11 protein-coding genes are annotated in these 9,712 nt (G+C 35.9%); 9 read left to right on the plus strand and 2 right to left on the minus strand.

Annotation, left to right across the window (positions count from 1 at the left end; all coding sequences use genetic code 11):
- Positions 1-83: 83 nt before the first annotated feature.
- Positions 84-911 carry a DNA alkylation repair protein gene (locus V7014_RS16125; protein WP_335508457.1) on the minus strand — a complete coding sequence of 276 codons (828 nt, stop codon included), beginning with the start codon at positions 909-911 and terminating at the stop codon, positions 84-86.
- A gap of 225 nt (positions 912-1,136) precedes the next feature.
- Here V7014_RS16125 and V7014_RS16130 point away from each other — a divergent pair, with 225 nt between their 5' ends.
- The 9 genes from V7014_RS16130 to V7014_RS16170 all read left to right on the plus strand — a co-directional run bounded on the left by V7014_RS16130 (position 1,137) and on the right by V7014_RS16170 (position 8,742).
- A complete protein-coding gene (locus V7014_RS16130; RefSeq protein ID WP_335508458.1) occupies positions 1,137-1,508 on the plus strand; it encodes an MmcQ/YjbR family DNA-binding protein in 372 nt (123 codons plus the stop codon).
- Positions 1,509-1,652: 144 nt separating this feature from the next.
- On the plus strand, positions 1,653-2,642 hold the full coding sequence (locus V7014_RS16135; protein WP_335508459.1) for a LacI family DNA-binding transcriptional regulator: 990 nt from the start codon (positions 1,653-1,655) through the stop codon (positions 2,640-2,642).
- Positions 2,635-3,516 carry a ribokinase gene (rbsK, locus tag V7014_RS16140; protein WP_335508460.1) on the plus strand — a complete coding sequence of 294 codons (882 nt, stop codon included), beginning with the start codon at positions 2,635-2,637 and terminating at the stop codon, positions 3,514-3,516. Before V7014_RS16135 ends, rbsK begins: the two co-directional genes overlap by 8 nt.
- Positions 3,513-3,908, plus strand: a complete 396-nt coding sequence (gene rbsD / locus V7014_RS16145) for a D-ribose pyranase (protein WP_335508461.1) — start codon at positions 3,513-3,515, stop codon at positions 3,906-3,908. Before rbsK ends, rbsD begins: the two co-directional genes overlap by 4 nt.
- A gap of 14 nt (positions 3,909-3,922) precedes the next feature.
- Positions 3,923-5,404, plus strand: coding sequence for a sugar ABC transporter ATP-binding protein (locus V7014_RS16150; protein WP_335508462.1), 1,482 nt, complete (start codon positions 3,923-3,925; stop codon positions 5,402-5,404).
- Between the two features lies 1 nt (position 5,405).
- Positions 5,406-6,368, plus strand: coding sequence for a ribose ABC transporter permease RbsC (gene rbsC / locus V7014_RS16155; RefSeq protein ID WP_335508463.1), 963 nt, complete (start codon positions 5,406-5,408; stop codon positions 6,366-6,368).
- Between the two features lie 12 nt (positions 6,369-6,380).
- Positions 6,381-7,295 (plus strand): ribose ABC transporter substrate-binding protein RbsB, encoded by a 915-nt coding sequence (gene rbsB / locus V7014_RS16160; protein WP_335508464.1) that lies wholly within the window; start codon positions 6,381-6,383, stop codon positions 7,293-7,295.
- Positions 7,296-7,400: 105 nt separating this feature from the next.
- A complete protein-coding gene (locus tag V7014_RS16165) occupies positions 7,401-7,853 on the plus strand; it encodes a GNAT family N-acetyltransferase (RefSeq protein ID WP_335508465.1) in 453 nt (150 codons plus the stop codon).
- A 76-nt stretch (positions 7,854-7,929) separates the two neighbouring features.
- Positions 7,930-8,742 carry an aldo/keto reductase gene (locus tag V7014_RS16170; protein ID WP_335508466.1) on the plus strand — a complete coding sequence of 271 codons (813 nt, stop codon included), beginning with the start codon at positions 7,930-7,932 and terminating at the stop codon, positions 8,740-8,742.
- A gap of 47 nt (positions 8,743-8,789) precedes the next feature.
- On the opposite strand, the gene V7014_RS16175 is transcribed toward V7014_RS16170, so the two are convergent.
- Positions 8,790-9,017 (minus strand): hypothetical protein, encoded by a 228-nt coding sequence (locus tag V7014_RS16175; protein WP_335508467.1) that lies wholly within the window; start codon positions 9,015-9,017, stop codon positions 8,790-8,792.
- Between the last annotated feature and the right edge of the window lie 695 nt (positions 9,018-9,712).

Below are 9,712 nucleotides of genomic sequence, written 5' to 3' on the forward strand. Positions count from 1 at the left end.
TATAAATAGAAGGACATTACATTTGATTTTTAATCGATATGTATTGTCCTTTGATAGCATTCAAATTCTTATTATTAAAAGGCTTATTTGTTTTTCATTATTGTTCGTTTGGCTTTTTTTATAATTCTATGAGTAGACTTTATATCAGTATCTTTAGCCCATTCATCGCATAGGTTGATTACCCAATCTGGTTTAGTTTTACTAGCATCATTTAACCAGTTTCCAACTGAATCTTGTACATATTTAGATGAATCTGATTTAAGTAAAGTAAGAATAGGTAGTGCTCTATCAGGTTCTTGTTTTAAAATCTCAATATGTTTGCACCATACACCACGAGGACGGATTGATTCGACAGAGAATCTACGAATATTTTCATCTTCATTTTTTGCCCAGTCTACTAACAAATCTACACTTTTTTCTATATTAAGTGAAAGGTCTTCTCTAATAGACATCCATGCAATTTCTCGAACACCAAAGTGACGATCGGCAGCAAAAGGTCGTATGTATTTCAGTTTAGCTTCTAATGTGTCATTTGAACTTTTATTCATAAATGCTGCCCAACATCGAATACTATCGGAGATGTGATTACAGAAATAAACTAATATTTCTTCTTTTTTTTCTTCACTTTCATGGAGTATTACTTGATCCAGTAAAGCTCCTGTCATTCGTATGACCTTCATTCCAGTTTCGACATTTTGTTTTTTTAATTCAGATGTTATAAAATCTAAACTATCTTTAAGCCCTATCAACGGTAAGACATTATGCAGTAATTCAATATGGTTTATAGCTAGCCATTCTGTTAAATTAACACTTTCTAAATTCCCTTGATTTAAAAATTGCAAAATCTCAGTAGGAATTTCGCTCACTTTTGTGGCACCTTTCCTGTTGAGGATAGCCTCTTCCATAATCATTTAATTCACTCCTCACAATAATATTATTAATAGAATTCAATAAATAAAAGGTAATTCCTTCTATGTTACATCTTATACTTTATTGCTCTCTTGTTTTTAAAAAGACTACTATACATTTGAAGGATCGCATTTGATAAACTATTCTCATAAGTGCAATACGTAGTGATAGCGAATGTTATTAAGCAAAAGAGACGAATACTATATCAAAAAGAGAGAGGTAATCGCATGAAGCTAGTAGATAAGTACAACTGGTTAGTAGAGAGTGGTATACAATTTAAAGGAGCAGAATGTGAATGGAAAGAAGAGTGGGGAGTTGATCGTTTCTTAGTTGCTGACAAGATGTTCGGTATGCTTGGTCATAATAAAGAGGGTGATGAAATTATTACGCTAAAATGCCTTCCAGAAAAAAATGAAGAATATCAATACATGTATCATGGCATTACGCCAGGCTATTATATGAATAAAACTCATTGGTTTTCCATTCAGTTAGAAAAGAGTGATGCGCCGAAAGAATTTATTCTAGCAAGATTACAAGAGTCTTATGAATTGATATTTAAGGCTTTACCGAAAAAAGTGAAAATGAACCTAGAGGAATAAAATGAGGCGCTGTAAATCACTCTTCATTTTATTCTGCCACTGTTATCATATTTTTAAAATGTGTATTGTTATCTGAGAACAATTGTGTTAAATTAAACATGTAAACGGTTACACATAGTTGCAGAAAGGATGGTGATGATATAGATGGCTACAATTAGAGATGTTGCGAAAGCTGCAGGTGTATCAGTTGCCACAGTTTCACGAGTTTTGAATGAAACGGGTTACGTACACGAAGATACTCGTAAAAAAGTAGAAGGAGCCATTCAAGAGTTGGATTATAGCCCTAATGAAGTAGCAAGATCTCTATTCAGGAAAGAGTCACGGCTAATTGGGTTGCTATTGCCAGACATCACAAATCCATTCTTTCCAGAACTAGCTCGAGGAGTAGAAGACGAAATTCAAAAACATGGCTTTCATTTGTTGTTTGGAAATAGTGATGAAAAGTCTGAGAAAGAACAAGAATATATACAAACCTTTGTAAAGAATAATGTTGTTGGTTTTATATCTGCTACAAATGCAGCTGGAAAAGCGAATTATCAAGATTTACAAATTCCAACTGTATTTTTAGATCGCGGTTCGAAACAAGAGTATTCTATTTATGCTGATGGTAGAGAAGGCGGTCGAATAGCTGCTCAGGAATTGATTAAACGAAATAGTAAACGTATTACGATTTTGAAAGGACCTGCACATGTTGAACCAGCTCAAGAACGTTTTCTAGGTTCTATAGAGGTACTATCTCAATCAAATGTAGATTTTAATGTTATGTCGACCACTTCGTTTTCATTTAAAGATGCACAAGTGTGGGCGAAGGAGATTTTTCAAAAATACTCAGATACGGATGGTGTCATAGCTAGTAATGATGTGACAGCGACTGCCGTTCTTCATGAAGCACTTCAATTAGGGAAGAAAATCCCTGATGATTTACAAATAATTGGATTCGATGATATACCACTATGCCAATTTGTTTTTCCATCGCTATCAACTATTCGTCAACCGGCGTATGAGATGGGAAAAACAGCAGCAGCTTTATTAATACAGCTAATCAAGAAACAACAGGTAGATAAGCAAAGTATTCGATTACCTGTAACTTTTATAGAAAGAAATACAACGAGAAAGGTGATTGAACATGGTTAAAGTAGTAGTAATTGGAAGTTCTTCAATGGATTTAGTTGTGACATCTTCAATTCGCCCAGGAGCAGGTGAAACAGTTCTTGGCGAAAGTTTTCAAACTGTTCCCGGAGGAAAAGGTGCAAACCAAGCGGTAGCAGCCGCTCGCTTAGGGGCAGAAGTATATATGATCGGTTGCATCGGTGACGATCATTACGGTAAAGCTATTCTACAGAATTTTAAAGAGAATGGTGTTCATACCGACAATGTGAAACCGGTTACAGATACAAAGACAGGTACTGCTCATATTATTTTAGCTGAAGGAGATAATTCCATTGTTGTAGTAAAAGGTGCAAATGATCTTGTAACTGCTGACTTTGTAAGTGAAGCTCTAGATATCATACAACAAGCAGATATTGTAATGATTCAACAAGAAATTCCATTAGAAACCATTGCTTATGTGAGCGTCGTTTGTGAACAATACGATGTACCATTACTACTTAACCCAGCGCCAGCGCGTGAAATTGATGAGGAAATTATTCAAAGAGCTACTTATATTACACCTAATGAACATGAAGCTGCTCTCTTATTTAAAGGATTAAATGTGAATGAAGCATTGCGTTTATATCCTAAGAAAGTATTTATTACCGAAGGTAAAAATGGTGTTCGTTACTTTAACGGAAACGAAGAAGTGGTCGTACCAACATATATAGTTGATGCTGTAGACACAACGGGAGCTGGTGACACATTTAATGCTGCGTTTGCAGTGGCCATCGCCGAAGGAAAAACATTCGATGAAAGTTTACGATTTGCTAACCGTGCCGCATCCTTATCTGTTACAAAATTCGGTGCACAAGGTGGCATGCCAAATCGTAAAGAAGTGGAGGATCAACTTGCATGAAGAAACAAGGTATTTTGAACAGTCATATCGCAAAAGTATTAGCCGATTTCGGTCATACTGATTTAATTGTGATTGGAGATGCAGGTTTACCAGTTCCAGATGGTATAACAAAAATTGATTTAGCTTTAACACCAGGTTTTCCAAGCTATGAGGTGACGGTTTCAGCAGTATCCGACGACATGGTGATTGAAAAAATCATCCTCGCCGAAGAAATAAAAGCAAGGAACGAATCAGTTCATAATTATATGATAGAAAAGTTTACTGATACTCCAGTTGAGTATGTTACTCATGAAGAGTTTAAAATAATGACAAATCAGGCAAAGGCAGTTATTCGAACAGGTGAAATAACACCGTATGCTAATTGTATCTTACAAGCCGGTGTATTCTTCTAAAAGGTGGTGCTTCTATGAGAATTACAATGAAGGGAATTCATAAATCATTTGGTACGAACCAAGTGTTGACAGGTGTTGACTTTGAATTACTACCTGGAGAAGTTCATGCTTTGATGGGCGAAAATGGTGCTGGAAAGTCAACGATGATGAACGTATTGACAGGTCTTCATAAACGAGATCAAGGTACCATAGAAATTAATGGAGTAGAGAAGTATTTTTCAAATCCGAAAGAAGCAGAGAAAAACGGAATTGCCTTTATTCATCAAGAGCTACATGTGTGGCCGGAGATGACCGTTCTTGAAAACTTATTCATCGGAAAAGAATTGAAATCAAAGTTTGGTTTATTGAAAACGAAAGAAATGAAAGCGCTTGCTGAAGAGCAATTTAAGAAATTATCTGTAACGATTTCACTTGATCAGTTAGCTGGCAAATGCTCTGTCGGTGAGCAACAAATGATTGAAATTGCAAAGGCGTTAATGACCAATGCCGAAGTAATCATTATGGATGAACCAACAGCAGCTCTTACAGAACGAGAGATTGTTAAGCTATTTGAGGTTATTAACTCGTTGAAAAGTAAAGGTGTGAGCATTGTCTACATTTCACATCGAATGGAAGAAATCTTTAGCATTTGTGACCGTATTACGGTCATGCGTGATGGTAAGACAGTTGACACTAAGCCTATTCCTGAAACGAATTTCGATGAAGTTGTAAAGAAAATGGTTGGACGTGAATTGAAAGATCGTTTTCCAAACAGAGATGTGAAAATAGGAGACACGGTGTTAGAGGTAAAAGGACTAGCCCAAACTGGTAAATTCGAAGATGTGAACTTTTCAGTTCGTTCAGGTGAAGTGATTGGTTTTTCTGGTTTAATGGGAGCTGGGCGAACAGAAATTATGCGTACCATCTTCGGGTTAGACCGTAAATCAGCGGGCGAGATTTATATCAATGGTAAACAAGTGAATATTAAAAGCCCAAGTCAAGCTGTTAATTTAGGAATTGGTTTTATTACTGAAGACCGAAAAGATGAAGGGCTAGTTTTAGACTTTTCTATTCGTGAAAATATGGCCTTGCCGAATTTGAAAAGCTTTGCTCCAAAAGTTATTATCGATCAAAAAACTGAAAATGATTTCGTGAATCTATTAATAAAGAGATTAAGTATCAAAACGCAGTCAGCTGAAACGAAAGCAGGCAACTTATCAGGCGGTAATCAGCAAAAGATTGTTATTGCCAAATGGATTGGAATCGGCCCAAAAGTATTAATATTAGACGAACCAACGCGTGGTGTCGACGTTGGTGCAAAGCGTGAAATTTACCAATTAATGAATGAACTAACAGAGCGTGGCGTTGCCATCATCATGGTTTCCTCTGAGTTACCTGAAATACTAGGAATGAGCGATCGTATTCTAGTTGTCCATGAAGGGCGCATTGCAGGTGAATTAATGAAAGCTGATGCAACACAAGAAAAAATCATGACATTAGCAACAGGAGGTCAGTAATATGAACGTATTACACGAGTCAGGGAAATCAAATCACCTTAAATCATTAACGCAAAAGTTAGGACCACTTCTAGGTTTATTATTACTTGTAGCAATTGTATCTATTATTAACCCAAGTTTCCTAGCACCTCTTAATATTCTTAACTTACTGCGTCAAGTAGCTATTAATGCATTGATTGCTTACGGTATGACATTTGTTATTTTGACTGGTGGAATCGATTTATCGGTGGGTAGTATATTGGCGCTTTCAAGTGCTCTAATGGCAGGTATGATTGTTTCAGGCTTAGACCCAATTATTGCAATCTTGATTGGCTGTGTTCTAGGAGCGATGATGGGTGCAATTAACGGTGTGCTTGTTACGAAAGGAAAAATGGCTCCTTTCATTGCAACACTAGCAACAATGACAATTTTCCGTGGATTAACACTTGTGTACACTGATGGTAATCCAATCACTGGCTTAGGTGACAACTATGCATTCCAATTATTTGGTCGCGGATATTTCTTAGGTATTCCTGTTCCAGCTATCACAATGATTTTAACATTTGCTATTCTATGGGTGATTCTTCATAAAACGTCATTTGGACGTAAAACATATGCAATTGGTGGTAATGAGAAAGCCGCATTAATCTCAGGTATTAAAGTTGATCGAGTGAAAATCATGATTTATTCACTGGCAGGTTTACTAGCAGCACTTGCTGGTGCTATCTTAACTTCCCGTCTTGATTCTGCTCAGCCTACTGCAGGAACATCATATGAACTTGATGCGATCGCGGCTGTTGTTCTTGGTGGTACAAGCCTTTCAGGTGGACGAGGTTGGATTGTAGGTACATTAATCGGTGCTTTAATTATCGGTACATTAAACAACGGTTTGAATTTACTAGGCGTATCATCATTTTTCCAAATGGTTGTTAAAGGGTTAGTTATTCTGGCAGCTGTTATGGTTGACCGCAAGAAATCAGCGTAGGGGGTACTTCCAATGAAGAAAGCATGGATTTTACTATTATCAATTTCATTGATTATATTAGCAGGTTGTTCATTAGAGCCGCCAGAATGGGCTAAACCTTCAAAAAGCGGCGATTTAAAAGACGTGAAAATCGGTTTATCCGTTTCAACATTAAATAATCCTTTCTTCGTTTCCCTAAAAGATGGGGTAGTAGGAGAAGCGAAAAAGAACGGAATGGAAACAGTTATAGTTGATGCACAAAATGATTCGGCAAAACAAGTAAATGATGTTGAAGACTTAATTCAACAAGGCGTGGATGTGCTCCTTATCAACCCTACTGATTCAGCAGCCATTTCAGCGGCTGTACAATCAGCAAATAGTATTGGTATCCCAGTTATTACACTTGATCGTTCCTCAGAAAAAGGTGAAGTTGTTACTCTTGTAGCATCTGACAATACAAAAGGTGGGGAAATGGCAGCCGAGTTCTTAGTTGATAAACTAGGACAGGGTGCAAAAATCGCTGAATTAGAAGGAGTACCTGGAGCATCAGCAACTCGTGAAAGAGGTAAAGGTTTCCATAACATTGCTGATAAACAATTATCAGTTATAGCGAAGCAAACAGCTGATTTTGACCGTACAAAAGGTCTAAATGTAATGGAAAACATGCTTCAAGGTAATCCAGATATTCAAGGTGTATTTGCACATAATGATGAAATGGCACTAGGTGCAATTGAAGCTATTAATAGCACAGGGAAAAATATATTAGTAGTTGGCTTTGATGGTAATGAAGATGCTATAAATTCTGTGAAAGAAGGCAAATTAGCAGCAACAGTAGCTCAACAACCAAAGTTAATTGGGGAGCTCGCTGTAAGAGCTGCGAAGGATCATTTAAAAGGTAAGAAAGTAGAAGATCATATTGCAGCACCATTGAAATTAATAACAAAATAATTATTTCGAGCTACCCTCTTGTCCGTTATACTAACTAGTGGGTAGCTTTTCTTATTTTGCAAGTAAAGTAAAACTTACTTATTATATTTACTAGGAGACATGTTTATGGAAATACGTAGATTACATAATAATGAACAGGCACCGATGGATCTACTTTTACTGGCGGATCCTTCACCGAAGATTGTAAATGACTATGTAGAAAGAGGTCAATGCTATATTGCCATTACTAATCTAGAGGTAGTTGGCGTGTACGTACTACTTCCAACGAGACCAGAAACAGTAGAAGTAGTGAATATTGCTGTTGCTGAGGCACATCACAATCAAGGAATCGGCAAAAAACTGATCAAACATGCGATGGAGTCTGCCAAGGAACAAGATTATAAAACGATTGAAATTGGAACTGGCAATTCGAGTATCGGGCAACTCGCTCTATATCAAAAAAGTGGATTTAGAATAGCTGGAGTTGATGTAGACTTCTTTATTCGCCATTATGATGAAGAGATTTATGAGAATGGTATACAATGTCGTGACATGATTCGTTTGTATAAAGACTTATAAATTAATTGCATAATGTAAATAGAAGAAAATGTAATGGAGCTATTTGAGCCAACAATGTATGTAACAGGAGGATAAAATGAAATACACAACGTTAAGTAATGGTCTAGCTATGCCAAAGCTTGGTTTAGGCGTATGGAAAATGGAGCATGATGAAGCTGTTCGATCGGTTAAATCAGCTGTTCAAAGTGGTTATCGTGCAATCGACACTGCTGCTATTTATAAAAATGAAGAAGGTGTCGGACAAGGTATTAAAGAATGCGGAGTACCACGGGAAGAATTATTCATTACGACAAAAGTTTGGAATGATGACCTAGGATATGAAGCAACACTTGCAGCATTTAATGAAAGTTTAGCGAAATTGCAACTTGAATACATCGATTTGTATTTAATTCATTGGCCGGTTGCAGGGAAATATAAAGACGCATGGAAAGCACTAGAACAACTGTATCGAGAAAAGAGAGTAAAAGCCATTGGCGTTTGTAATTTTCATAAACATCATTTAGAGAATCTAATGGAAGATGCGGAAATTATGCCAATGATCAACCAAATTGAATGTCATCCATTATTATCTCAAGAAGAATTACGGGCATATTGTACATCACACAATATTCAGGTAGAAGCATGGTCACCACTTGGACAAGGTACCTTACTTGACCATCCTGTTTTAACGGAAATTGCCCAAGCTCATAACAAGAGCGTAGCTCAAGTAATTTTACGATGGGATATTCAGCACAACATTATTACGATACCAAAATCAATAAAAGCAGAACGTATACAAGAAAATGCGGATATTTTTGATTTTGAATTATCAGTTCAAGAAATGGCAAGTATAGATGCTATCAATAAAAATGAACGAGTGGGTTCTAATCCAGAAAAATATGATGTATAAGCAAAAAAACAGGACAAGCATTAGTGTTTGTCCTGTTTTTAAAAAAATTATTTATTTGTAGCATTCAGTTTACGTTTACGGTAGGCTTTAAAAATAATTAAAATGATCCCTAATATAATAAAAATAAAGCCTATCAATCTTGCTTGATCATAATTCTCTGTTGGAATTCCTCGTTGTGATACTTCTTCTCTAAACGAATTAGAATAATATAATAACAAGAAAAGTAGACCAGCAACTACATATAAAATACCAGTAAAATATCTGATAGGTAACACCCTCTCTAATTAATACAACTCTTGGCATAGCAAGGTTCAGAAGTAGTTTCTTCTTTCATTTGTATCTATAATTTGAACTAATGTTATTTTACAAAAAAACGTAATGATAGGGAAGGATATATTACAGTTGTAGTTTTCATTAACAAGAGTTGGCCCATGCACCTCATTTAAACTATTTTCTGAGTTCTTCGTAGTATTGGAATGACAATAGTCAAGGAAAGAGAAAATGAATTAAATTTCGCAATACATAAAACCTCAAATCTTCATTATTAATGGTCAATTATATACAAGCAAGAAGAGGGCTGTCCGAAAAGTGATTTCAAACACTTTTTGAACGCCCTTTTACGCTTTTTTAACCCTCTGAAATAGGTTACGTGATATATATAATCTTGCTAATTATGATTAAAATATCTAAATTTGGCGCTTTCGATCTAGATGAATCCATATGTATCTGTATCTTCTTAAAAACCTAAAGAATTACTTTCCCACAATTAAACAAAGATTGAAAAAAGGGCTTTTTAGACAACCTCTTTGAATTTATAATTAACTCATTTTCTTAGTGCTTGAAGTTGTTTCAAATCGGTGTGACTTAGTACCATTGCTAAGTTCAATTTTCTCCATAGGATAGGTGAAAATAAGATGTTATGTCATTTAGTCGAATGACATTGTCGTTTTCCAAAATTGTGCTGTAAAAA

Origin of the sequence: Bacillus sp. JJ722 (assembly GCF_036963345.1) — a bacterium.
Classification (GTDB): domain Bacteria; phylum Bacillota; class Bacilli; order Bacillales; family DSM-1321; genus Bacillus_AD.

What these genes read in the sequence shown, in the direction of transcription:
- V7014_RS16150 (WP_335508462.1), top strand. Translation starts at nt 3,923, where the DNA reads ATGAGAATTACAATGAAGGGAATTCATAAATCATTTGGTACGAACCAA.
- V7014_RS16165 (WP_335508465.1), top strand. Translation starts at nt 7,401, where the DNA reads ATGGAAATACGTAGATTACATAATAATGAACAGGCACCGATGGATCTA.
- rbsC (WP_335508463.1), top strand. Translation starts at nt 5,406, where the DNA reads ATGAACGTATTACACGAGTCAGGGAAATCAAATCACCTTAAATCATTA.
- rbsD (WP_335508461.1), top strand. Translation starts at nt 3,513, where the DNA reads ATGAAGAAACAAGGTATTTTGAACAGTCATATCGCAAAAGTATTAGCC.
- V7014_RS16130 (WP_335508458.1), top strand. Translation starts at nt 1,137, where the DNA reads ATGAAGCTAGTAGATAAGTACAACTGGTTAGTAGAGAGTGGTATACAA.
- V7014_RS16135 (WP_335508459.1), top strand. Translation starts at nt 1,653, where the DNA reads ATGGCTACAATTAGAGATGTTGCGAAAGCTGCAGGTGTATCAGTTGCC.
- V7014_RS16170 (WP_335508466.1), top strand. Translation starts at nt 7,930, where the DNA reads ATGAAATACACAACGTTAAGTAATGGTCTAGCTATGCCAAAGCTTGGT.
- rbsK (WP_335508460.1), top strand. Translation starts at nt 2,635, where the DNA reads ATGGTTAAAGTAGTAGTAATTGGAAGTTCTTCAATGGATTTAGTTGTG.
- rbsB (WP_335508464.1), top strand. Translation starts at nt 6,381, where the DNA reads ATGAAGAAAGCATGGATTTTACTATTATCAATTTCATTGATTATATTA.
- V7014_RS16125 (WP_335508457.1), bottom strand. Translation starts at nt 911, where the DNA reads ATGATTATGGAAGAGGCTATCCTCAACAGGAAAGGTGCCACAAAAGTG.